This is a genomic window from Nocardiopsis ganjiahuensis DSM 45031, assembly GCF_000341085.1.
GTDB classification, from domain to species: Bacteria; Actinomycetota; Actinomycetes; order Streptosporangiales; family Streptosporangiaceae; genus Nocardiopsis; species Nocardiopsis ganjiahuensis.
In genome coordinates this window covers 164,700-187,893 of sequence record NZ_ANBA01000018.1, presented here as the reverse complement: position 1 = coordinate 187,893, position 23,194 = coordinate 164,700, and the positions used below count along the sequence as shown (strand labels likewise).

21 protein-coding genes are annotated in these 23,194 nt (G+C 70.7%); 7 read left to right on the top strand and 14 right to left on the bottom strand.

All coding sequences use genetic code 11. From position 1 onward, the window contains the following. Positions 1 to 113 precede the first annotated feature (113 nt). The gene (locus tag D458_RS0125520) at positions 114 to 2,771 is read left to right on the top strand and encodes a S8 family serine peptidase (protein ID WP_017589552.1); all 2,658 of its coding nucleotides are present in this window, start codon (positions 114 to 116) and stop codon (positions 2,769 to 2,771) included. Between the two features lie 95 nt (positions 2,772 to 2,866). On the opposite strand, the gene D458_RS0125515 is transcribed toward D458_RS0125520, so the two are convergent. The 11 genes from D458_RS0125515 to recG form a co-directional block, all read right to left on the bottom strand. After that, a complete protein-coding gene (locus D458_RS0125515) occupies positions 2,867 to 3,253 on the bottom strand; it encodes a hypothetical protein (RefSeq protein ID WP_017589551.1) in 387 nt (128 codons plus the stop codon). A gap of 132 nt (positions 3,254 to 3,385) precedes the next feature. Continuing rightward, on the bottom strand, positions 3,386 to 6,934 hold the full coding sequence (gene smc, locus D458_RS0125510) for a chromosome segregation protein SMC (protein ID WP_017589550.1): 3,549 nt from the start codon (positions 6,932 to 6,934) through the stop codon (positions 3,386 to 3,388). Between the two features lie 475 nt (positions 6,935 to 7,409). Next, complete coding sequence (locus tag D458_RS0125505; protein WP_017589549.1) at positions 7,410 to 7,598, bottom strand: hypothetical protein; 189 nt, start codon at positions 7,596 to 7,598, stop codon at positions 7,410 to 7,412. A gap of 364 nt (positions 7,599 to 7,962) precedes the next feature. Beyond that, the gene (locus D458_RS0125500; RefSeq protein ID WP_026119677.1) at positions 7,963 to 8,250 is read right to left on the bottom strand and encodes an acylphosphatase; all 288 of its coding nucleotides are present in this window, start codon (positions 8,248 to 8,250) and stop codon (positions 7,963 to 7,965) included. Positions 8,251 to 8,358: 108 nt separating this feature from the next. After that, complete coding sequence (gene mutM, locus D458_RS0125495; protein ID WP_017589547.1) at positions 8,359 to 9,213, bottom strand: bifunctional DNA-formamidopyrimidine glycosylase/DNA-(apurinic or apyrimidinic site) lyase; 855 nt, start codon at positions 9,211 to 9,213, stop codon at positions 8,359 to 8,361. Positions 9,214 to 9,216: 3 nt separating this feature from the next. After that, positions 9,217 to 9,981, bottom strand: coding sequence for a ribonuclease III (rnc, locus tag D458_RS0125490; protein WP_017589546.1), 765 nt, complete (start codon positions 9,979 to 9,981; stop codon positions 9,217 to 9,219). A 366-nt stretch (positions 9,982 to 10,347) separates the two neighbouring features. After that, positions 10,348 to 10,524: a 50S ribosomal protein L32 gene (gene rpmF / locus D458_RS0125485; RefSeq protein WP_013151268.1), complete on the bottom strand. Its 177-nt coding sequence runs from the start codon at positions 10,522 to 10,524 to the stop codon at positions 10,348 to 10,350. A gap of 134 nt (positions 10,525 to 10,658) precedes the next feature. Further along, on the bottom strand, positions 10,659 to 11,204 hold the full coding sequence (locus D458_RS0125480) for a YceD family protein (protein ID WP_017589545.1): 546 nt from the start codon (positions 11,202 to 11,204) through the stop codon (positions 10,659 to 10,661). A 219-nt stretch (positions 11,205 to 11,423) separates the two neighbouring features. Next, entirely contained in the window at positions 11,424 to 11,912 is a 489-nt protein-coding gene (gene coaD, locus D458_RS0125475) for a pantetheine-phosphate adenylyltransferase (RefSeq protein ID WP_026119676.1), read from the bottom strand. 212 nt (positions 11,913 to 12,124) lie between these two features. After that, positions 12,125 to 12,691, bottom strand: coding sequence for a 16S rRNA (guanine(966)-N(2))-methyltransferase RsmD (gene rsmD, locus D458_RS0125465; RefSeq protein WP_017589543.1), 567 nt, complete (start codon positions 12,689 to 12,691; stop codon positions 12,125 to 12,127). Positions 12,692 to 12,836: 145 nt separating this feature from the next. Then, on the bottom strand, positions 12,837 to 15,044 hold the full coding sequence (gene recG, locus D458_RS0125460) for an ATP-dependent DNA helicase RecG (protein ID WP_017589542.1): 2,208 nt from the start codon (positions 15,042 to 15,044) through the stop codon (positions 12,837 to 12,839). Positions 15,045 to 15,447: 403 nt separating this feature from the next. Here recG and rpmB point away from each other — a divergent pair, with 403 nt between their 5' ends. After that, a complete protein-coding gene (gene rpmB / locus D458_RS35805) occupies positions 15,448 to 15,633 on the top strand; it encodes a 50S ribosomal protein L28 (protein ID WP_013151263.1) in 186 nt (61 codons plus the stop codon). 129 nt (positions 15,634 to 15,762) lie between these two features. Here rpmB and D458_RS0125455 read toward each other — a convergent pair whose 3' ends face one another. Further along, the gene (locus D458_RS0125455; protein ID WP_017589541.1) at positions 15,763 to 16,416 is read right to left on the bottom strand and encodes a cellulose binding domain-containing protein; all 654 of its coding nucleotides are present in this window, start codon (positions 16,414 to 16,416) and stop codon (positions 15,763 to 15,765) included. A gap of 200 nt (positions 16,417 to 16,616) precedes the next feature. Then, entirely contained in the window at positions 16,617 to 17,564 is a 948-nt protein-coding gene (locus D458_RS0125450; RefSeq protein WP_394296599.1) for a thiamine-phosphate kinase, read from the bottom strand. A gap of 212 nt (positions 17,565 to 17,776) precedes the next feature. Here D458_RS0125450 and D458_RS0125445 point away from each other — a divergent pair, with 212 nt between their 5' ends. Both D458_RS0125445 and D458_RS0125440 read left to right on the top strand, forming a co-directional pair. Continuing rightward, positions 17,777 to 18,010, top strand: a complete 234-nt coding sequence (locus tag D458_RS0125445; RefSeq protein WP_017589539.1) for an Lrp/AsnC family transcriptional regulator — start codon at positions 17,777 to 17,779, stop codon at positions 18,008 to 18,010. A gap of 31 nt (positions 18,011 to 18,041) precedes the next feature. Then, positions 18,042 to 18,503 (top strand): DUF3515 domain-containing protein, encoded by a 462-nt coding sequence (locus D458_RS0125440; RefSeq protein ID WP_026119674.1) that lies wholly within the window; start codon positions 18,042 to 18,044, stop codon positions 18,501 to 18,503. A 270-nt stretch (positions 18,504 to 18,773) separates the two neighbouring features. Here D458_RS0125440 and D458_RS0125435 read toward each other — a convergent pair whose 3' ends face one another. After that, positions 18,774 to 19,553 (bottom strand): DUF3105 domain-containing protein, encoded by a 780-nt coding sequence (locus D458_RS0125435; protein ID WP_017589537.1) that lies wholly within the window; start codon positions 19,551 to 19,553, stop codon positions 18,774 to 18,776. Between the two features lie 89 nt (positions 19,554 to 19,642). On the opposite strand from D458_RS0125435, the gene D458_RS0125430 reads away from it, so the two are divergent. The 3 genes from D458_RS0125430 to cydB all read left to right on the top strand — a co-directional run bounded on the left by D458_RS0125430 (position 19,643) and on the right by cydB (position 23,103). Further along, positions 19,643 to 20,365: a DUF305 domain-containing protein gene (locus D458_RS0125430; protein ID WP_026119673.1), complete on the top strand. Its 723-nt coding sequence runs from the start codon at positions 19,643 to 19,645 to the stop codon at positions 20,363 to 20,365. 239 nt (positions 20,366 to 20,604) lie between these two features. After that, entirely contained in the window at positions 20,605 to 22,050 is a 1,446-nt protein-coding gene (locus tag D458_RS0125425) for a cytochrome ubiquinol oxidase subunit I (protein WP_017589535.1), read from the top strand. A gap of 12 nt (positions 22,051 to 22,062) precedes the next feature. After that, positions 22,063 to 23,103, top strand: coding sequence for a cytochrome d ubiquinol oxidase subunit II (gene cydB, locus D458_RS0125420; protein WP_017589534.1), 1,041 nt, complete (start codon positions 22,063 to 22,065; stop codon positions 23,101 to 23,103). The last annotated feature ends 91 nt before the right edge of the window (positions 23,104 to 23,194 follow it).

Sequence of the window (23,194 nt, the reverse complement as noted above, 5' to 3'; positions counted from 1 at the left end):
ATCCGACTACGGACATCAAGCGGCGTATCCCCCCGTGCGTGTACACCCGTACCCGGTGGGGCGTCGTTCCCCCGGTGTCCTGAGGCGCGCACGAGAAGGGATGTGTTGACAAGGTGGCACCCCACCGATCACGCCTGGCGCCGCTCGCCGGGCTGACACTGATTGCGGGCCTGGTCGCGGTCACACCGGCCGGCGCCGACGAGAGCTCGGAACTCGCACCCCTCCATCCGGCGCCCACCGCGGAGAACGGCGAGCTGACCCACCAGGTCCAGGACCTGTGGTTCATCGAACTGGAGGGCCCGCCCACCTCGGAGGGAACGGCCTCCGCGGCCGTCGAGGACGAGCACGCCGAATTCCACGCCGAGGCCGAGGAGTACGGGCTCGAGTACACCGAACGGCTGTCCTTCAGCGAACTGTGGAACGGCCTCTCCGTGGAGATGGACGACGCCCAGGTGGGCACGGCGCGGGAGATCCCCGGCGTCGCGGCCATTCACCCGGTCGTCCGCCACGAGATCCCCGACCACGACGACAGCGAACCGGAGATGGACACCGCGCTCGGCATGACCGGCGCGGACGTCGTGCAGAGCGAGCTCGGGCTGTCCGGTGAGGGTCTGCGCGTGGCCGTCATGGACACCGGCGTCGACTACACCCACCCCGACCTCGGCGGCCCGGGCGGATTCCCGTCCGAGCGCGTGGTGACGGGGCACGACTTCGTCGGCGACGACTACAACGCCGGAGACCCGGACAACAGCACCCCGGCCCCCGACGGCGACCCACAGGACTGCAACGGCCACGGCACCCACGTCGCGGGCATCATCGGTGCCCAGGGCCAGGTCACCGGGGTCGCGCCCGACGTCGTCTTCGGCGCCTACAAGGTGTTCGGCTGCTCGGGTTCCACCACCTCCGACGTCATGGTCGCCGCCATGGAGCAGGCGCTGGCCGACGACATGGACGTGCTCAACATGAGCATCGGCTCGTCCCACTCCTGGCCGCAGTACCCCACCGCCGTCGCCTCGGACAACCTGGTCGACGAGGGCATGGTCGTGGTCGCCTCCATCGGCAACGAGGGCGCCACCGGCCTCTACTCCGCCGGCGCCCCCGGCCTGGGCGCCGACGTCATCGGTGTCGCGGCCTACGACAACACCCACATCCGGGCCTCCGCGGCCGAGGTCTCCCAGAGCGGCGAGACCATCGCCTACATGGAGATGGACGACGCCGTCCTGCCGCCCGCCTCGGGTGAGACCGACGAACTCGTCTACATCGGCCGGGGCTGCCTGGCCGCGGGCGACGAACTCGAAGGCGACCCCGAGGGCAGGACCGCGCTCATGGTCCGCGGCGAGTGCGCCTTCGCCGAGAAGTACGACGCCGCACTCGACGCCGGCGCCACCGGGGTCGTGATCCACAACAACCTCCCCGGCATGTTCGCCGGCGGCGGCATCACCGACCGGGGCGCGTTCGCCGTCGGCATCTCCGACGAGGCCGGGGCCCACCTCCGCGAGCTCCTGGAGGGCGACGAGCCGGTCACCCTGACCTGGACCGGCGAGGAGACCACGACCCCCAACCCGACCGGCGGCCTGATCAGCAGCTTCAGCTCCTACGGGATGTCCCCGGACCTGGACCTCAAACCGGACATCGGCGCCCCGGGCGGACTGATCAACTCCACCTACCCGATGGCCAAGGGCGGCTACGCGACCATCAGCGGCACCTCGATGTCCTCCCCGCACGTCGCGGGCGGCGTCGCCCTGCTGCTGGAGGCCCGGCCGGACCTCGGCGCGCACGACGTGCGCGACGTCCTCCAGAACTCCGCCGACCCGACCGCCTGGTGGGGCAACCCGGACCTCGGCATCCTGGACAACGTCCACCGCCAGGGCGCGGGCATGCTCGACGTCCCCGGCTCGATCCTGTCCACGACGAGCCTGTCCCCGGCGAAGCTGCCCCTGGGAGCCACCGAGGGAGCGGTGACCGAGACCGTCACCATCACCAACGACGGTGACGAGGCGGCCACCTACGAGATCTCGCACGAACCCGCGCTGGGCACGCACGGCAGCACCTACACGCCCTCCTTCAACGACGCCTTCGCCGAGGCCGCGTTCAGCGAGGACGAGGTGACCGTCGGTCCCGGCGAGTCCGTAGAGGTCGACGTGACCGTCACGCCGCCCGCCCGGGACTACGCGCAGATGCTCTACGGCGGCTACGTCAAGGTCACCGGGGACGGGGACGAGTCCTACCGCGTCCCCTACGCCGCCTACAACGGTGACTACCAGGAGATCGAGGCGATGACCCCGATCACCGACGGGGACGGCAACGTGCACGAGCTGCCGTGGCTGACCCGCATCACCCAGTGCGAGGTGTTCACGGGCCTGGAGTGCGCCGACAGCAACGGCGGCACCTTCGAGAACCAGCCCGACGGTGCCACCTACACGCTGGACTGGGTCGACGGGCTGCCCGACGTCCCGTACGTGATCGCGCACTTCGACCACCACGTGACCGAGCTCGAGATGATCGTCATCAACGAGCGCACCGGGCGCCCGGTGCACCCGCACCGCAACGTGGCCGTCGAGGTCGACCACGTCAACCGCAGTGCCACCAGCACCGCCTTCTTCAGCTACGTCTGGGACGGCACCGTGGTGGACTCGCGCGACCGTGTCAAGACCGTGCGCGACGGTGACTACCGTCTGGAGGCCCGGGCCCTCAAGGCGCTCGGCGACCCGGACAACCCGGACCACTGGGAGACCTGGACCTCCCCGGTCATCACCATCGACCGGGGCTGATCCACCGCCTCACCGAGCGGCACTACGGGGCCGCCCTCCACTGGACCACACCGGGGAGGGCGGCCCCTCACGTACGCGAGAAGCGTGCGAGCCGGTCAGGAATCCCCGTCCTTGGTGCGGGGGAGCTTCAGGACGGCGTAGGCGAAGCACAGGGTGGAGGGCAGCGCCAGGGCCAACGACAGCCCGGCGCGGGTCCTCTGGCGCTCGGAGCAGGAGCTGTCCACCCATTCCTGGCGGATCATCTGCTCGAGGTCCTCACCCCAGTCACGGCGGTCGTCCCACAGGGCGGGCCCCACCCACACGACCGGGGAGCAGCGCACCCGGCCCTCCTCACCCGGCGGGGACTGCACCTTGTACGAGGTGCCCAGGAGCATCATCACGACGAAGACACCGGAGCCCCCGGCGGCCAGACTGGCCCGGACCGCGCCGGGGTAGTCGCGCAGGCGCTGTCGGGCCCACAGCACGAGGGGGATGAAGAACAAGGTGTCCCTTTGGTGAGGATGGTTCGGGCAACCGCCAGATTAGAGCGCCGAGCCCGCCCGGGCCCTCCCCGGCGCCCCGGCCGCACGGTGACTTAGGACACCCCGCCCCGGACGTTTCGCCGCCGGGCCGGGTCAGGAGGCCGGACGGTCGAGTTTCTGGCTGATGACCTGGGAGATGCCGTCGCCCTGCATGGTGACGCCGTACAGGGCGTCAGCCGCCTCCATGGTGCGCTTCTGGTGGGTGATGACGATGAGCTGCGACGACGCGCGGAGCTCCTCGAAGATCACCAGCAGGCGCTGGAGGTTGGTGTCGTCCAGGGCCGCCTCGACCTCGTCCATGACGTAGAAGGGCGACGGGCGGGCCTTGAAGATGGCGGCGAGGAAGGCCACCGCCGTCAGCGAGCGCTCGCCGCCGGACAGCAGGGACAGCCGTTTGACCTTCTTGCCGGGCGGGCGCGCCTCCACCTCGATGCCGGTGGTGAGCATGTCCTCCGGCGTGGTCAGCACCAGCTTGCCCTCGCCGCCGGGGAACAGGCGGCCGAAGATCGCCGCGAACTCGCGTTCCACGTCCAGGTAGGCGGAGGAGAACACCTCCTGCACCCGGGCGTCCACCTCCGCGACGATGTCCATCAGGTCCCGGCGGGTCTTCTTGAGGTCCTCCAACTGCGCGTTGAGGAAGGCGTGCCGCTCCTCCAGCGCCGCGAACTCCTCCAGCGCGAGCGGGTTGATCTTGCCGAGCTGGTTGAGCTGGCGCTCGGCGACCTTGAGCCGTTTGGCCTGCACCTCGCGCACGTACGGCAGCGGCACCGCGTCCTCGTCGGCGTCCGCGGCCGGCGGCACCGGGACGCGGGGGCCGTACTCGGCGACGAGGGTGGGCACGTCCACGCCCAGCTCCTCCATCGCCTTGGTCTCCAGCTGCTCCAGCCGCATCCGGCGCTCGGCCCGGGCGACCTCCCCGCTGTGTGCCGAACTGGTCAGCTTCTCCAGTTCCACGGAGAGCTCCCGGACCCGGGCGCGCACCGTCCGGAGTTCGCCGTCACGGGCCTCCCGCTCGGCCTCGGCCGCCACGCGTTCGGTCTCGGCGGCGGCCAGGGACACGGCGATCCGGTCCAGGGCCAGCCGGGCGCTCTCCACCACGGCCTGGGCGACGGTGGCCTGGGCCACGCGGTTGCGGCGCCGTTCGGCCTCGCGCTCCACGGCCCGGCGCTCCTCGGCGGCCTGGGCCAGCAGGGCGTCGGACCGGCCGGCGATGGAACGGGACCGCTCCTCGGCGGTGCGCACGGCCAGCCGCCGCTCCATCTCGGTGGCGCGGGCGCGGGAGGCGAGAGCGGAGAGTTCGTCGCGGTGGTCGGCGTCGGGCGCCTCCTCCTCGACGGCCGCGGCGATCTCCTCGGCCTCGGCCAGCTCCTCCTCCAGCCGCTCCAGCTTCTGGGCGTCGTCACCGCGCGCGGCGGCGGCCTTGGCGGCGGCCGCGGCGTAGCGCTCGGACTCGGCCTCGGCGGAGCGGGCCTGACCTCCCAGCTTGCCCAGACGCTGCGCGGACTCGTTGCGTTTGCGATCGCTCTGCCTGCGCCGGGCGGTGATCTCGTCAGCGGCGGCGGCGATCTCGGCGCGTTCGCGCTTCTTCTCCTCCAGCTCCACGGCCACGCGCTTGGCCGCCTCGGTGGCGGACTCCAGTCGTTCGGCGGCCTCGTCGACCGCGGCCTGGACCTCCAGGAGGCTGGGCGCGGCCGCGGTGCCGCCGTGCACCATGGCGGCGGCGAACACGTCGCCGTCGGGGGTGACCGCCCGGACCCCGGGCAGGGCGGAGACCAGGTCCCGCGCGCCCTGGGCGTCGGGGGCCAGGGCCACCCGGTCGAGGAGCGCGGTGACCGCGTCGGACAGGTGGTCGGGAGCGGTGACGGCGTCGGCGGCGTAGCGGACGCCCCGGGGCAGGGACGGCCAGGTGGCGCGGTCGGCGGAGGGCACGGCGCGGGCCACGACGATCCCGGCCCGGCCCGCGTCCTCGGACTTGAGCAGTTCCAGGGCGGCGGCGGCGCTGGCCTCGTCGCGGACGGCGACCGCCCCGGCGGCCACCCCGAAGGCGGCCGCGACGGCGGTCTCGTGGCCGGAGTCGACCTGCACGAGGGCGGCGAGGCTGCCGAGCATGCCGGGCAGCCCGGCCTCCAGGAGGGTGCCGGCGCCGTCCTTGTGCGCCAGGCCCAGTTCCAGGGCCTCCTTGCGGGCGGCCAGCGCGGCGCGCTCGCCCTCCGCGCCGCGTTCGGTGTCACGGAGCTGGTTGAGCTCGGCGTCGACGGCGGCCAGCCGGCGGGCGAAGCGATCCTGGGTCTCGTCGAGTTCGGCGTCGCCCTCGTCCAGCCCGGCGGCCTCCTCCGCGGCCATCTCGTACTCGGCCTGGGCGGTGGCGGCGCGTTCGGCGGCCTGCCGCGCGGCCTCCTCCAGCCGAGTGATCTCGCTCTCCTGGGAGGCCAGCCGTCCGCGGAGGCTCTCCACCCGGGCAGCCGACCGGACGATGCCCTCGCGGCGTTCGGCGGCGGCGCGGGAGGCGGCCTCCAGCCGGCGCTCCTCGCGGTGCAGGGCGTCCTCCGCGGCGGCGCGCTCGGTGACGCTGGTCTCCAGGACCTCGCGGGCCTCCTCCAGCCGGGACTGGAGTTCCTCCTCCTGGGCGGCGGCCTCCTCGGCCTGCGCCTCCAGTTCCTCCGGGTCGCGGCGCTGGATGATCTCGCCCTGCACGGCGACCAGGTTCTGGTGTCGCTCGGTGGCCAGCCCGCGGACGGCGTCGAGGCGCTCGGTGAGGCGGGACAGCGCGTGGTAGGTCTCGGTGGCCCGGGCGAGGGCGGGCGCGGCGGCGGTGGAACGCTCCTCGAGCTCGGCCTCGCGTTCCTGGGCCTGGTTGAGGGAGGTCTCGGCCGCCTTCCGGCGCGCCAGGACCTCCTTCTCGTCCGCCTCCTCCTTGGCCAGCTGATCGGTGAGGGTGACGATGTCGTCGGCGAGCAGGCGCAGGCGGGCGTCGCGCAGGTCGGCCTGGATGACGGCGGCCCTGCGGGCGAGCTCGGCCTGGCGGCCCAGGGGCTTGAGCTGGCGGCGCAGTTCGGCGGTGAGGTCGGTGACGCGGTCCAGGTTGCCCTGCATCGCGTTGAGTTTGCGGATCGCCTTCTCTTTGCGCTTGCGGTGCTTGAGGATGCCGGCGGCCTCCTCGATGAGGGCGCGGCGCTCCTCGGGGCCCGCGTGCAGGACGGTGTCCAGCTGTCCCTGGCCGACGATGACGTGCATCTCACGGCCGATGCCGGAGTCGCTGAGCAGGTCCTGGATGTCGAGCAGGCGGCAGGTGTCGCCGTTGATCGCGTACTCCGAGCCGCCGTTGCGGAACATCGTCCGCTTGATGGTGACCTCGGTGTAGTCGATCGGCAGGGCGCCGTCGGTGTTGTCGATGGTGAGGCTGACCTCGGCGCGGCCCAGCGCCTGGCGGGTGGAGGTACCCGCGAAGATCACGTCCTCCATCTTGCCGCCGCGCAGGGACTTGGCCCCCTGCTCGCCCATCACCCAGGACAGGGCGTCGACGACGTTGGACTTGCCCGAGCCGTTGGGCCCCACCACACAGGTGATGCCCGGCTCGAAGCGCAGGGTGGTGGCCGACGCGAACGACTTGAAGCCGCGGAGCGTCAGATTCTTCAGGTACAACCCACGCCTCCCGCGACGGTCACCGGTATCGCCACGGGCGGTCGCCACGGGGCCGACAACAAGGGTGCCATGAAGCGGTGACCGAAGGGTGACGTTGGGGACACCCGGCGGCGATGAGCTGCGCCACCGTGGCCTCCGGCCGGAGGAAACGGCCCCCGGGCAGGGGCGGTTCCGCGGGGAGGTTCAGGAAGGGGGATGTCCGGCGGACACGGAGGGTTGCGTAAAAGCCCGCCGGGTACAACGGTAAAAGAAGCCGCAAGAGAAGGGAAAGAAAAAGCGGCGGACGGCTGAATGCGGGTCGACACCGGGGTCTGACCGACACGTCTCGGAAGCTGCCGGAGACGGGCGGACCGGGTGCCGTCTGTTGGTGATCCGGCCAGGGACGCCAGATGATGCGTTCGGCGTCCCCGTCAGTGGATCATCAACGGTGTGTCGTGTCCGGAACGAGCTCCCGGCCCCTCACGACGACACGGAGTCAGGCGAGCGCGGGCTCGCGGTCGGTCGCGCTGGCGACGTCGGAGACGGCCATGCTGAGCTGGTCGTTCTGGGCCTGAAGACGGCTGATCTCGTCCTCGAGGTCGCGTACCCGCTGCTGAAGACGTCGCATCTCCGAGACCATACGAGGGTCGGATCCGCCGACGTGGCCAAACAGAGCCTTCGCCATGATGTGGGTCCTCCACATTGAGTGACCAGTTGTGATGCGCGCATGTGAGCCCCCGTGTTTTTCTCGGTCCCACGTGTGGGCCGACTTCACGGGCGGAAGATGCGCGGTGTGTCCTCCAGAGTCTCACTCTGCGCGCCACTGGTCAAGATTGGATTACAACAGTCCGTAACGGCCACATGCCATGCAAAAACAACCAGGGCATGTGGTAGCGCACGGTACGAACGTGATCCACCCCCGGCGACGACGCCGGCATGCGCGGCCCCATGGCTCGCGCGGTGGTCCCCCGTGTGTCACGGCGCCCGTCTACTGCTCGGCCGCGCCGCCCCACGGTCGATGTTCGAACCGCGTTACCCTTCCAGCATACTCACCGCTCGACGAAACCGTCGAAGGAACCCCCGGGACGAGCCCAGCGTTCGATCACGGAATCCACATGTCCGGGTGTTTTGCCGCTTCTCAGGTGCCCCAGGAGTCGCTCACAGCTCTCCCGCGAGCCCTCGGCGACGACCTCGACCCGACCGTCGTCCAGGTTGGTGGCGGCACCCCTCAGCCCCAGTTCCAGAGCGCGAGACCGCGTCCACCAGCGAAAACCCACACCCTGGACCCGGCCGCGCACCCAGGCGGTCAACCGGACGGGCTCTTCCTCTTTCCCCACGGCCCCGAACTCTCCCTTACCTCACGGCGACACTTTCCTCACCGACACGCCACAAAGGGCCTTCAAGGCATCTGAGCGGACATATCGGGCGCGTTTGTGCCCGCTGGATCAGGTGCGCCCGCGCGGGGCGCGCTGACAGCTCGGGCAGCTGAACGACGAGCGGTTCATGAACGCCTCGCGCACGATCGACGTCCCGCAGCGGCCGCAGGGCCGGTCCCGGCGCCCGTAGGCGTTGAGCCCGCGCTCGAAGTAGCCGCTCTCGCCGTTGACGTTGACGTAGAGCCCGTCGAAGGTGGTACCGCCCACCTCGAGGGCCTCGGTCATCACGTCGGTGACGTGGCCGAGCAGTTCCAGCGCCTGGGCGTTGGACAGCCCGCGGGTGGGACGGGCCCAGTGCAGCCGCGCCCGCCACAGCGCCTCGTCGGCGTAGATGTTGCCCACCCCGCTGATCAGCGACTGGTCGAGCAGGGCCCGCTTGACCTCGGTCCGCTTCGCCCGCAGCGCCCGGACGAACTCCTCCGGGACGAACGCGCCGTCCAGCGGGTCCAGCGCGATGTGGTCCACCGACGACGGCACCTCGGCGCGCTCGCCCTCCCGGTCCACCATCAGGTGGCCGAAGGTGCGCTGGTCGACGAAGCGCAGTTCGTTGCCGTCGGCCAGTGGCAGCCGCACCCTCAGGTGCTTCTCGTCCGGCCTGTCCTCGGGCTGCACCAGCATCTGACCGCTCATGCCCAGGTGGACGAGGAGCATGTCACCGCTGTCCAGCACCAACCACATGTACTTGCCGCGGCGGCGGACCGCGGTGGGCGTCTGACCGCTCAGCCGGCCCGCGAAGTCGGCGGGGCCGGGAACGTGGCGGCGGACCGAACGCGGGTGCAGCACCTCGACCTTGCCGATCTCGCGCCCCACGGCGTGCTCGGACAGGCCGCGCCGGACCACCTCGACCTCGGGAAGTTCGGGCACCCCTCAGCCCTGCCCCTGGCCGCTGGTCTTGCCCTTGGCCTTCTCGGCGGCCTTCTCCGCGGCCTTGTCGGCGCGGGCGCGGATGGCCTTCCACGCGGACTCCGCGGCCTGCTGCTCGGCCTCCTTCTTGCTGCGGCCCTCGCCCAGGCCGTAGCTCTCCCCCGCCACTCGGACGGTGGCGCGGAAGGTCTTCTGGTGGTCGGGGCCGCTCTCGTCGACGTGGTACTCGGGCACGCCGAGCATCTGGGCCGCGGTGAGCTCCTGGAGGGAGGTCTTCCAGTCCAGCCCGGCGCCCAGCCCGGAGGCGGTGGCGATGAGCGGGTCGAAGAGGCGGTGGACGAACTCCGAGGCCACGTCGAGGCCGCGGTCCAGGTAGACCGCGCCGATGATGGCCTCCAGGGTGTCCGCGAGGATCGAGGACTTGTCCCGGCCCCCGGTGCCCTCCTCGCCGCGGCCGAGCCGGATGTACTCGCCGATGCCCAGCCCGCGGGCGACGTCGGCGAGGGCGCGCATGTTGACCACGGCGGCGCGCAGCTTGGCGAGCTGGCCCTCGGGCAGGTCCGGATGCTTGCGGAAGAGGGTGTCGGTGACCACCAGCCCGAGCACGGAGTCCCCGAGGAACTCAAGGCGCTCGTTGGTGGGCAGGCCGCCCTTCTCGTACGCGTAGGAGCGGTGGGTCAGGGCACGGAGCAGGATCTTGGGGTCGACCTCGACGCCGATCGCACGGTGGAACGACTTGGCCTCGGAGACGGAGAGTTGGCTTGCCACGCGAGTTCGCTTCCCTGTTGGGCGCGCCGACGTGCGGCACGCGGGGGTGGAGGTGTCCCTCGGCCCGGCCAGGACGCTCGAAAACGAGGTGATCGTCGCGGGAGCGTTCTTCTCCCCCGGCGGACACCACGATTCTCGGGAGTCGGTGCGGGACCCGGATCACCGGAGTCGGGTACTGCGGAACATGTTGTTCCCAGGGTCTGTCGAGATCACTCTATCGCTCTTGCCCGAAGGCGCTCCGGCCCCGGAGAACCCTGCCTCCCCCGCCCGGAAAGCACAGTGGGGCGGAACCCTCAGAGGGTTCCGCCCCGAAGCTGCTCGGGAGTGCTGGATCGGGTGCTGGACCCGAAGCCTGTCACTTCCGGGTTAGGCCGGGTTGGTGACCTGGCGGTTGTTGTAGGTGCCGCAGGTCGGGCACGCGATGTGGGGCTGCTTCGGGTCACGGCAGCGCGGGCAGTTGACCAGCACCGGGCGCGACGCCTTCCACTGGGAACGGCGGGTCCGGGTGTTGCTCCGCGACATCTTCCGCTTCGGGACGGCCACTTCAATCCTCCTGGGTCACCCCCGCGCGGTCGCGGGAGGTCGCTTATCTGGTCACCCCGCGCGCTGTGGCGGGGAGGGTGTGCTCCGGTCGTCAGCGGTACCCGGCGGGCACCGCGCGCGATCGGTTCACGGTCTCACTGCTGTTCGGGCTTCTCCGCGATCTCGCGGAGCGCTTCCCAACGCGGGTCGACCCCGTCGCCGTGACCGTGATCGGGTCCGGCGTCGGCGATCTTGACACCGCACTCGGCGCACAGGCCGGGGCAGTCCGGGCCGCACAGCGGTGAGAGTGGGAGAGCGAGAACGACGGCGTCTCGAACCACCGGTCCGAGGTCGAGCAGATCGCCCTCTAGATAGTAGTCCTCATCATCGTCGCCCGCGTCCTCGTCGCTTCCGACGCTCTCTTCGTCGTCGGCCGCGTAGCGGTACATCTCCTGGAACCCGGCCTCCAGCTCCTCGGACAGGGGGTCGAGGCAGCGGGAGCACTCCGCGGCGAGGCCGCCGCGAACGGTTCCGGTGACGAGGACCCCCTCCATCACCGCCTCGAGGCGCAGATCCAGCTCGATCTCCTGCCCCTTGGGCACGCCGGCCATCGCCGTCTCGAACGCCTCGGGGACGGTCACGATTCGGTTGACGGTCCGCATCGACCCCGGCTGGCGGCCCAGCTGGCGGGTGTCGACCACGTACGGGTCACGGGGATCTAGACGAGTCAGGGTGATCGCGCCTTCAGGAGAGTTCCGGGTGCCGGGCACACACGCTCCGGCGTGCTTGACGCCGAACTGTCGCGAGGGTGCTGACCGGCCCGAGCGCACGCCGAAGACCGGCGACGCCCATGGTCAAACCCAGATTCTACCTACCATGTCCCCGACCACCCAAATCAGCCTCGAAAACCCGCCCGTCACTCAGTTCTGGGCGCGTTCGGCGTACTTCTCCTCGAGGCGACCCTGGACGTAGGGGGTGACCAGACTGGAGACGTCGCCGCGGTGCAGGGCGATCTCCCGGACCAGGCTGGACGACAGGAACGAGTACTCCGGGTTGGCCGTCATGAAGACGGTCTCCACACCGGAGAGCCGGTAGTTCATCTGCGCGATCTGGAGTTCGTAGTCGAAGTCGCTGACCGAGCGCAGGCTGCGCACGATGGTGTCGATGCCGTTCTCCCGGCAGAAGTCGACGAGGAGTCCGTCGAACTCGCTGACCCGGACGTTGCCGAACCCGGCGGTGCCCTCGGTGAGCATGTCGAGTTTCTCGGGGACGGTGAAGAGCCCCCGCTTGTTGACGTTGTTGAGTACGGCGGCGGTGACCTCGTCGTACAGCTTGGCGGCTCGACCGATGATGTCGATGTGACCGTAGGTCACCGGGTCGAAGGACCCCGGACAGACGACTCGTCGCACGGTGGATCGCCCCTCTCAAGAACTACTCTCGGGTACCGCGATCGTAGGGGCTGGTCCGCACACCAATTCGGGCAACACCCGCTTAGTGGTCCCCAGTGCCCGCATTCACACCCAGGACGGACACGACAGCCCTCACCCCACGACCCCCGTTCGGGTCGTCTGAACGTTCCCCCGCGGGGCGCCGGAAAACGTCACGTACGACCGGTTCGTCCTCAACTCGTGGCGCGGGCGTACCAGAGGATCGCCTCGCCGTACTTGCGGCTGCGGTCGCGCTCGATCCCCCGGGGCCAGGCCGGTTCGGCGCCGCGTTTGGACCGCTCCACCACGATCACCGCGTCCTCGGCCAGCCACCCGTGCTCGACCAGGGCGGACAGCACGGAGGCGACCTCCTCGTCGGTGACCGCGTAGGGCGGGTCGGCCACCACCAGGTCGTAGGGGGCGCCGAGGCCGCCCCGCGCCAGGACCCGCTCCACCCGGTCGGCGGCCAGTTCGGCCCCCGGCAGCCGGAGCGCGGCGATGTTCCCCTTCACCACCTGGGCGGCCTTGCGGTCGGCCTCCACCAGCAGGGCGTGCGCCGCCCCGCGCGACAGGGCCTCCAGGCCGATCGCCCCGGACCCCGCGTAGAGGTCCATGACCCGGAGCCCGTCGAGGGAGCCGAGGTCGGACTGGACGGAGGCGAACAGGGCCTCGCGGGCCCGGTCGCTGGTGGGTCGGGTGTTGCGGCCGTCGGGGACGGAGATGCGTCGTCCGCCCGCGGCCCCGGCGATGATGCGGGTCATGGGCACCACGGTAGTGCGGTCCGGGCTCCGTCCGGTCAGTTCCGGCCGCCGTGCCGCCGGCGCCGGGAGGTGAGAATCACAGGTGCGCCCGCGAGCCCCTCGGAGCCCGGCCCGCACGGGCCCCGTGGCCGGGGAGGCCCCCGGTTCAGGTCTTGTCGAGGTACTCGGCCCGGTCCTCCGGGAGCAGGGCGGCCAGGGCGTCCGCGAGGGGCGGGTGGCCGGCCAGGCCCGGGTCCCCGGCGACCAGGGCGGTGGCCTCGTCGCGGGCCTCCCCGATGAGCTCCTCGTCCTTGACCAGGGTGAGCATCCGCAGGCTCGACCGGGCCCCGGACTGCGCGTCGCCGAGCACGTCGCCCTCGCGCCGCATCTCCAGGTCGGCGCGGGAGAGCTCGAACCCGTCCGTGGTCGAGGCGACCGCCGCCAGCCGTTCGCGTGCGGGGGCGCCCTCCTCGGACTCGGTGACCAGCAGGCAGAGTCCGGGCAGCTGACCTCGGCCGACCCGGCCGCGCAACTGGTGCAGCTGCGAGATCCCGAAGCGGTCGGCGTCCATGATCGCCATGACTGTGGCGTTGGGCACGTCCACGCCGACCTCGATGACGGTGGTGGAGACGACCACGTCGGTCTCACCGGCGGAGAGGCGCCGCATCACCGCGTCCTTGTCGTCCGGGGCCATCCGGCCGTGGAGGGCCTCCACCCGCACGTCCGCCAGCGGACCCTCCTTCAGGCGTGCGAGCACGTCGAGCACGGCGAGCGGCGGGCGGGCTCCCGGGGGAGCGTCCTCGGGCGGGGCGTCGACCTCGTCACCGGCCTCGCCTCCGGCCCCGTCCCCGATCCGGGGGCAGACCACGAAGGCCTGACGGCCCTGCCCGACCTCCTCCCGGATGCGTTCCCAGGCGCGGGTGAGGAAGTGCGGCTTCTCGTGAGCGGGGACGACGTGGGTGGAGACCGGGGCGCGCCCCTTGGGCAGCTGGGTGAGCGCCACCACGTCCAGGTCTCCGTAGACCGTCATCGCGACCGTCCTCGGGATGGGCGTGGCGGTCATCACCAGCACGTGCGGGCGGCCGTCCCGGGCCTTCTCCCGCAGGGCGTCGCGCTGCTCCACGCCGAAGCGGTGCTGTTCGTCGACCACCACCAGGCCGAGGTCGGCGAAGGAGACGTGCTCCTGGAGGAGGGCGTGGGTGCCCACGACGATCCCCGCCTGACCGGAGGCGGCCTCCAGCAGGGCCTCACGGCGGCCCGCGGTGTTCATGGAACCGGTGAGCAGGGCGACCCGGGTGGCGGTGTCGGCACCGTCGATCTGCCCGGCCCGGCCCAGCGCCCCGAGCATCGCGCTGATGGACCGGTGGTGCTGCTGGGCGAGGACCTCGGTGGGGGCGAGCATGACGGCCTGGCCGCCGGAGTCCACCACCCGCAGCATCGCGCGCAGGGCCACCAGGGTCTTGCCCGCGCCCACGTCGCCCTGGAGCAGGCAGTGCATGGGGTGGGTGGCGTCGAGCCGTTCGGCCAGCCGGTCGCCGACCTCCTGCTGGCCCTCGGTGAGGGTGAAGGGGAGCTGGGCGTCGAAGGCGTCGAGGATGCCGCCGTCCGCGCCGGGGCGGGGAACGGCGGGCAGCTCCTCGGCCTGCCGGCGGCGCTGGGCCAGGGCCAGTTGGAGGACGAACGCCTCGTCCCACTTCAGGCGGCGCTTGGCTGCGCCGACGTCGGGCCAGTCGGCGGGCCGGTGGATCTTCCGCAGCGCCTCGTGGACCCCGAGGAGGTTCTTGCGGGCGCGCAGCTCCGGGGGCAGGGGGTCGGGGATGTCGACCGCGTAGTCCAGGGCGACCCCGACCGAGCGGGCGATGGTGGCCGAGTCCAGGCCCTTCACCGCCGGGTAGACGGGGATGAGCTCGTTGGCGTAGGCGCGGGCGGCCTCCCCCTCCAGACCGTCGTCCTCGAGGAGCACGTACTCGGGGTGGTCCAGCTGGCGGCGGCCCTTGAACGTGGAGACCCGGCCGGAGAACATGGCCAGCCGTCCGGGGACGAGGGTGTTCTGGTGGTGGGAGCCGCGGTTGAAGAAGGTCAGGTGCAGGCGGCCGGTGCCGTCGGTGACGGTGGCCTCCATCATGTCCATGCGGCGGCGCCCCTGCCGGGCGGGGATGGTGCGCCGCCGGGCGTCCAGGACCTCGGCCTGCACCGTGACGTCCTCGCCCTCGCGCAGCAGCGCGAGGTCGGTGAGCTCACCGCGGCGGTCGTAGCGGCGCGGGTAGTAGCGCAGCAGGTCGCCGAGGGTGTGCAGGTCGAGTTTGTCGGCGAGTGCCTTCGCCGTCCTGCCGCCCAGCGGTCCTTTGCGCAGCGGCTCGTCCCAGGTGCTCACTGTGTTTCCCGTCCCTGGCCTCGTGGGGTCGCCCGTCAACGCCACGTTAGACCTCCGGTGTGACGGCCGGGGCCGGGACCGGAGTCGGCATCCGCCCGCCCCAACACCGGTGTTGGCATCTGCTCCCCCCAACACCGGTATACTCGTCAGAGTTCATCGCGTTTTCGCCATGCCCGCGTGGCTGATCTCGATGCTTCGGTGGGTGCGTGAGGCTTCGGCCGCGCCATTTTCCGCCGTTGCGCGTACGGACGCCTTCCAGTGGTCTGATTCCACCTTCGGGCATGTCCGCGTGTACTCTTTCACGGTTGGCGTCCTCGCCATCCAACCCACTCGACCTCTTCTGGTCGGATGACCTCTCGCGTGCGGCGACGCGCGCGATCCCGAGCACTTGAATGGAGTTACCGTGGCTTCCGTTTGCGACGTCTGCGGCAAGGGACCAGGGTTCGGTAACAGTGTTTCCCACTCGCACCGTCGCACCCGCCGCCGCTGGAACCCCAACATCCAGACCGTTCGCACCCGCGTGGGCGGCACGCCCAAGCGTGTGAACGCGTGCACCTCGTGCATCAAGGCCGGCAAGGTGACCCGCTAGGGTCTCCCCCGCCAGCAGTCTTCGAAGAGCCCTCCGACTCCGGTCGGGGGGCCTTCTTTGTGTCCGGTGACCCCGGTACGACGCCTCCGGGACCACAGGTGTGCCCGGGGATCATGGCGCCTGCGGGGTTTACAGGTCGCAGACGTGGCCGTTGAGGGAGCACCGCACGGGGCTCTGGGAGACACCGATCGCGTCGAAGGTCAGGCTGACGGAGGCGCCGGGGTCCAGGTGTCCACCGGTCCCCGACTGGCGGGCCAGGATCCCGTCCTCGAGGGGCTCCCAGTCGGCGTTGTGGACCTCGGTGATCTCCGCGCTCTCGAAGGCCAGGGCCAGCTCCCACGTGTCGAGCCGGGTCCGCGAGGTGTTGGTGACGGTGACCCTGCCGGTGAAGCCGACGGCCGTGGCCTCCACCACCTGGTAGGAGACGGTGGTGGGCTCGCTCCCGGCCTGGGTCTGCGGACCGGTGGCGCCTTCCTCGGAGGAGGCCCCCTCGCGCTCGGTTCCCGGCGAGGCGTCATGGGTGGGTTCGGCGCCGTCCCGGGGGCCGGGTTCCTCCGTCGCTCCGGGGGTGCCGCCGAACTGGAGGTAGACCTGCGTGGTGCTGTAGCCGAACAGGAGCAGCCCGAGGATCACCCCGGAGACGACGAGGACGTTGAGCAGCCTCGGGGGTTCGACCCGCTTGGGGACCGTGCTCTCGATGAGTCCGCCGATCCGCCGCAGGGCCCCGGCGTTCTCCGGTTCGCTGCGGTGGGCTCCACGACGAGGGCCGTGCCGCCTAGCCATGACGCCCCATATATCGCCTCTCGACGCTGATCCGCTGGCCTTCCTCATCCCGGACCCGCAGGCCTTCCGGCCTGGGGTGGTTTCTCGTGTGGATCGCCGCGGGTTCGCGTCCCACGAGGTCGGACGGCCGCCCGAAGGGCAATGCTGACCGCGTTGGCAAAGCCTAGCGCGATCACCAAACAGGACAAATCCAATCCGGCTCAATCACGCCGAAAATGATCCCATCCGCCGCGTTCGACCACGTTTCCGTCCACGGTGACCAAGGTTTCAGTGCTTTTCTCCGCGGCCTCCGGTGCGTCGCGCACATTTCCCACCTTGTGCCAGTGCTCCGGAAGTCTGACCTCGGGTGGGAAGACCGCCGCGAGCGCGTGGTCCTCTCCCCCCGCCAGCATCAGCCGGCGGGCGGCGTCCACAGCCTTCCCCGTCGGGGCCCCGAGTACACGGACGGCTTCGAGGAGCGCGGGATCGGGCCGAAACGCCTCCGACTCCAGATCGATACGCACCCCGCTCGCCCGGCAGATGTGCCCCAGGTCCTGGACCAGTCCGTCGCTGACGTCGAGCATGGCGGTCGCGCCCGACCGGGCCGCCTCCGGTCCCGCGGCGTAGGGCGGACTCGGCCTGCGGTGCTCCGACAGGCAGGCGCCGGGGCCGTCGAGACCGCGTTCCAGCAGGGCCAGCCCGGCGGCGGACAACCCCAGGTGCCCGGTGCAGGCGACCACGTCCCCCGGCCGGGCGCCGTCGCGCCTTACCGGGGCGCGCCCCTCCAGGTCACCGAGGGCGGTGACGGCGATCGTGAGGACGTCCGATCCCACCATGTCGCCGCCGACCACGGCTCCCCCGGCCAGCGCGCACTCGTCGCGCACCCCGAGGGTGAACTCCTCGGCCCAGGCCACCGGGAGGTCAGCGGGCGCGGCGAAGCCGATGAGCAGCCCGGTGGGCCGGGCGCCCATCGCCACGACGTCGGCGTAGTTCTGCGCGACGGCGCGGTGCCCCACGTCCCGGGCACTGGACCATTCCCGTTTGAAGTGACGGCCCTCGACGAGGAGGTCCGTGGTCGCGACCGTACGCCCGTCGGGCGCGGCCACGACCGCGGCGTCGTCGCCGGGGCCGAGGATTACATCGTCCGTACTGGGGAATTGGCTCGTCACACGTGTGATCAGAGCGAACTCGCCAAGACCCCCAATGGTGCTCAACACAAGGATCAGGGTACGGTGACGCTCCAGCGCAGAGGTCTAGACCCCGTGGTCGAGCCCCGGGGTCGAGCCCCACGTTCGTCATCCGTTCGTCATCAGCTGTGCCCTCCGGGCAGGGATGCGGCCGCTCGACCTCACACCTGGCACAGCACGAAGGAGAAGACATCATGGTGCAGGCATACATCCTGATCCAGACCGAGGTCGGCCAGTCAGCCGAGGTCGCCGAGCGCATCCGCGGGATCGCGGGGGTCGAACAGGCGCATGACGTCACGGGTCCCTACGATGTGATCGTTCAGGCGAAGGCCGACGACATCGACGCCCTGGGCGCCTTGGTGGTGGCCCGGATTCAGCGGCTGGACGGCATCGCCCGTACCCTTACCTGTCCCATCGTCAACATCTGAGGTCGACCGAGTCGACGGAGCGAGGTTGCCTGTGCACAAGCGCTACTTCGGGGCGGCTCTGGCTGTCGTCCTGGTAACGGCTGGTTGCGGAGACCAGACCGTGCAGATGCAACCCCCCGAGACCGACGGACAGACCACCGAGGCCTGCGCCGCTCTGGTCGCCGACCTCCCGGACACCCTGCTCGGCGCGGACCGCGCGACGGTCCAGCCCGAGTCGGAGGTCATGGCCGCCTGGGGCGACCCGCCCATCGGCCTTCGGTGCGGTGTGCCCCGCCCCTCCTCCCTGGAGATGGACTCGATCCTGGAGGAGGTCAACGGGGTGGCCTGGCTGCCCCAGCCGGAGGACGCCCCCACCCTGTACACGGCGGTGGAGCGCGAGGCCTACGTCGAACTGACCATCCCGCCCTCCTACGGCGCCCCCGCCGAGGCGCTGGTCGAGCTGAGCGACCTGATCAACGAGCACCTGGAAGAGCGCGCGGACAGCGGTCTCTAGTTGCCCAGTAGGCAGGTGGCCGCGCAGCCTCTGATTGATCCGGTAATTCCGTGGCCGCGCGGCCTCTAGTTGTCCAGTAGCAGGTGGCCGCGCGGACTCCGGGGCCAGCAGTCCGTGGCCGGACCGGACGGCTGAGCGGGCTGTTCCGGACGTCACCGAGACACGAATGCGGGGGCCGGGGGCGAGGGTTCGCCTCCGGCCCCCGCACGCGTGCTGCAGGGGTTCTGGTCGGGGTTCCGGGATGCGGCGGGTCAGCCGGTCGTCCCGTGCCTACTCCCCCTCCTCGTCGGTGCCGGAGTCCTCGGCGGGCTCGTCGGTGGCCTCGGCGTCGGTGTCCTCGTTCTCGGCGTCAGCACCGCCCTCGTCGCTGTCCGCCCCCTCGACGGCCTCGCTGCCCGCACCCTGGGCCTCGATCTGGGCCTCGACCTCGGCGGCGGTCTCCTGGATGGCGCCCGAGCAGGCGGCGCCCGGCTCGGGGACGTCACCGCCGCGCTCGTAGAACTGCACGTAGCGGCCGAGGTTCTCGTCGTCCGCGCTCTCCGCGGTGATCTGGCGGCCCCAGCTGGAGGCCACGATCGGCGCGGGCATGTCGCCGTCGTAGGGGCTGATGACCAGGTAGTCGCCCGGGTTGTAGAAGCCCTCGAGCGCCTCGACCTCCTCCTGCGGGAGCTCGGGGTCGTAGGTGATCCAGACCGCTCCGTGCTCCAGGGAGTGGACCGCGAACTCCGGCATCAGCGGATCCGCGTACACACCGCAGTTCTGCCACTGGGGCCAGTGCTGGCCGCCGACCGGCGGGGACTGGGCGTAGTCGACGCGCTCGCCCACGGTCACGTGGTTGTACTCGTCGATGGCGTACTCCTCCACGCCCTCGATGTTGCGGTCGCGGAACTCCATGAAGATCGCGGTTCCCAGAAGACCGAGGACCGCCGCGGAGGCTACGCTGATCCCGATGATCTTGAGGGCTTTGGCGCGGCGCTCCTTCTTCCGCTGCTCTTCCCGCAGTGCGGCGGCGCGAGCGCGACGCTCCTCCGCCTTCGTCTTCTTGGCCACAGGGTCTCCTGGGATGGATGTGGTCGAATGGGACTTTCCTATCCTCTACTTTGGCACCAGAGTTGTGCGATTTGACCAGGGTGGTTCCGATGGGGCATGTGACCGGCCCGGCGTCCCGAGACGCCGACGGCACCGACGAAACGTCGTACGAGGACGATCGGGCCGAGCCCGAGGCTTTCCCGGAGCACGGTGGGAGCAGCGCCGCGCCGACGCGGTCGGATCGCTCCGTACCGCTCTGGATGACCGTGACCTTGGTCGCGTTGGCGCTGGTCGGAGGCTTCCTCCTGGGGCGGCCGTCCTACCCGTTGGACACCGGGGCCGACGCCGGCTTCCTGCGCGACATGAGCGCGCACCACGCCCAGGCCGTGGACATGTCGATGGTCATCCTCGACAAGACCGAGGACGTCGAGCTGCACACCGTGGCCACGGACATGGCCCGGACCCAGCAGGCGCAGATCGGGATCATGCAGGGCTGGCTGTCCGCGTGGGGGCTGAACTCGCGCTCCCCCGAGCCCCCGATGACCTGGATGGCGGGCCACGACCACGGCGGCGGTGAGGGCGAGGTGCCCGAGACCATGCCGGGCCTGGCCACCGACGAGCAGCTCGTCCGGCTGGCCGACGCCGAGGGCGAGGAGGCGGAGGTGCTCTTCCTCGAGCTGATGATCGACCACCACCTCGGCGGGATCGAGATGGCCGAGGCCGAGGTGGAACTCGGCAACGAGGAACTCGTCACCACCTTCGCCCAGGGGATGATCGACGCCCAGCAGTCCGAGGTCGAGAACATGGAGCGCATGCTCGAGCTCCGCAGCTGAGCGGAGGCGCCGGCACAACGGCGCCGACCTGGCAGGAGAACCGCACAGGAAAAGACGTGACGCCACGACGGCGCGCCCCGGGCCGGGGCGCGCCGTCGTGGCGTTCGGCCTACGCCCGGAGGGCCGGACGGCCTCTCCTCCCCGACGTGTCCTGATTCTCATGGGGGTGCCCTCCAATACGACAAGCGGTAGCACTACAGTTCGTAGTACTACCGGCGGTCGGTAGCTGAGAGGCAGGCATGGAAGCTCTTGACCTGGCGAGGTGGCAGTTCGGCGTCACCACGATCTACCACTTCCTCTTCGTTCCCCTGACGATCGGGCTGTCGTTCATCGTGGCCGTGCTCCAGACCTTCTGGTACCGCACCGGACGGCACGAGTACCTCCAGGCCACCCAGTTCTTCGGAAAGCTGTTCCTGATCAACTTCGCCATGGGCGTGGTCACCGGCATCGTGCAGGAGTTCCAGTTCGGCATGAACTGGAGCGAGTACTCACGCTTCGTCGGCGACGTCTTCGGAGCGCCCCTGGCGATGGAGGCCCTCCTGGCCTTCTTCCTGGAGTCCACCTTCATCGGACTGTGGATCTTCGGCTGGCACCGGCTGCCCCGGGGCGTCCACCTGGCCTGCATCTGGATCGTGGCGGTCGCCACCAACCTGTCGGCCTACTTCATCCTGGCCGCCAACGCCTGGATGCGCCGCCCGGTCGGCTACGAGATCAACCCGGAGAACGGCCGCGCCGAGCTCAACGACATCTGGGCCGTGCTCAGCAACGACCAGGCCTGGTCCACCTACCTGCACACCGTCTCGGCCGCCTTCGTCACGGCCGGGCTGTTCGTGGTGGCGGTCAGCGCCTACAAGCTGTGGCGCAACACCAGGCACAACGACACCGGAGAGGTCGGCGTCACCCCGCCGGTGCGGGACCACGCGCTGTTCCGCTCCGCGCTCAGGACCGGCCTGGTCGTCACCCTGGTCGCCGGGGCCCTGACGGTCTTCTCCGGCGACCACCAGGCCAAGCTCGCCGCCGAGTACGAACCCATGAAGCTGGCCGCCGCCGAGGCCCTGTGGGACACCGAGGAGGGCGCCGCCTTCTCCGCCTTCGCCGTCGGCGACACCGAGGCGCACTACAACCCCATCGACATCACCGTCCCCAACGTCCTGAGCTTCCTGGCCACCGGCACCTTCGACGGCGAGGTACACGGTATGAACAACCTCCAGGAGGCCTACGAGGAGTTCTACGGACCCGGCGACTACATGCCCAACGTGTTCGTCGTCTACTGGTCCTTCCGGCTCATGATGGGCCTCGGGTTGTTCGGCATCGCCGTCGCCGCGGTGGGCCTGTGGCTCACCCGCGGCCGGGAGCGCCTGCCGAGGACCAAGTGGTTCTACCTCGCGGCGATCGCCGCCCTGCCCGCCGCCCTGATGGCCAACATCTTCGGGTGGGTCCTCACCGAGATGGGGCGCCAGCCCTGGACGGTCCACGGCGAGCTGCTCACCGCCGCCAGCGTCTCCCCCGGGGTCGGCCTCGGAACCGTCGCGACGAGTCTCAGCCTCTTCACCGCCCTGTACGGCCTGCTGTTCGCCGTCGAGGTCGGCCTGCTCTGGAAGTACATCAAGAAGGGCCCCTCCCACGTCGTTCCCGATCTGGAGAACGACGAGGACGAGTCCCGGATCCCGCACTTCAGCTACTAGGAGCCAACGACCATGGAACTGGCCGTCATCTGGTTCGCCGCCATCGCCGTCCTGTGGATCGGCTTCTTCCTCCTGGAGGGATTCGACTTCGGGGTCGGAATACTGCTGCCCTTCATGGGCGAACGGCACTCCGTCGACCGCCGCGTGGCCATCAACGCCATCGGCCCGGTCTGGGACGCCAACGAGGTGTGGATGATCACCGCCGTCGGCGCCATGTTCGCCGCCTTCCCCGCCTGGTACGCGTCCGTGTTCAGCGGGTTCTACGTACCGGTCTTCCTCATCCTGCTCGCGCTGATCGTGCGCGGGGTGGCGTTCGAATACCGCCACAAGCGCGACAGCGACCGCTGGCGCAACTGGTGGGACCGGGCGATCTTCACCGGCAGCGCCGTGCCCGCCTTCCTCTGGGGGCTGATCTTCGCCAACCTCGTCCGCGGCGTGGCCATGGGCGCCGACCACGTCGTCACGGCGTCGCCGGCGGACCTGTTCAACCCCTACGCCCTGCTGGGCGGGGTGACGACCCTGGCCCTGTTCACCCTGCACGGCGCCGTCTTCCTGACGCTCAAGACCGACGGTCCGGTCCGGGCCCGGGCGCGCACGGCCACCCAGTGGAGCGCCTGCGCGGCGGTCCCCGCCGTGTCCGTCTTCCTGCTGTGGACGCAGTTCGCGCACGGGAAGCCGTGGACCCTTCCGCTCGCACTGCTCGCCGCCGCGGCCCTGGCGGTCGGGGTCGCGGCGGCCCGGTTCCGCCGTGAGGGGTGGTCGTTCCTCGCCACGGCGGTGACCGTGGTCCTCACCTTCACGGTGCTGCTCGGCTCCTTGTTCCCGAACGTGCTGCCGTCCACCACCGACGCCGCCTTCAGCCTCACCGTCGCCAACGCCTCGTCCGCCGACTACACGCTCACCCTGATGTCGTGGGTGGCGGTGGTGTTCCTGCCGCTGGTGCTGGGCTACCAGGGCTGGAGCTACTGGGTCTTCCGTCAGCGCGTCACCGGCGCGCAGATCACCGGGGAGAGCGTGGCCGCCGGAGGGCGCGAGCCGGAACAGGCCGCCTGACCCCGCTCCCTCCGGTGCTTCCGCCCCTCCTCATCGGGCACCGTGCCCCCCGCTTCCCGAATCGCCCCGGCAGGCGGGGGGCTCGGTGTTC

Coding starts and splice junctions, on each gene's coding strand:
- rsmD (WP_017589543.1), bottom strand. CDS start 12,691: ATGACCCGCATCATCGCCGGGGCCGCGGGCGGACGACGCATCTCCGTC.
- D458_RS0125505 (WP_017589549.1), bottom strand. CDS start 7,598: ATGGCGAAGGCTCTGTTTGGCCACGTCGGCGGATCCGACCCTCGTATG.
- D458_RS0125455 (WP_017589541.1), bottom strand. CDS start 16,416: ATGGCTAGGCGGCACGGCCCTCGTCGTGGAGCCCACCGCAGCGAACCG.
- D458_RS0125430 (WP_026119673.1), top strand. CDS start 19,643: ATGGGGCATGTGACCGGCCCGGCGTCCCGAGACGCCGACGGCACCGAC.
- cydB (WP_017589534.1), top strand. CDS start 22,063: ATGGAACTGGCCGTCATCTGGTTCGCCGCCATCGCCGTCCTGTGGATC.
- D458_RS0125445 (WP_017589539.1), top strand. CDS start 17,777: ATGGTGCAGGCATACATCCTGATCCAGACCGAGGTCGGCCAGTCAGCC.
- D458_RS0125425 (WP_017589535.1), top strand. CDS start 20,605: ATGGAAGCTCTTGACCTGGCGAGGTGGCAGTTCGGCGTCACCACGATC.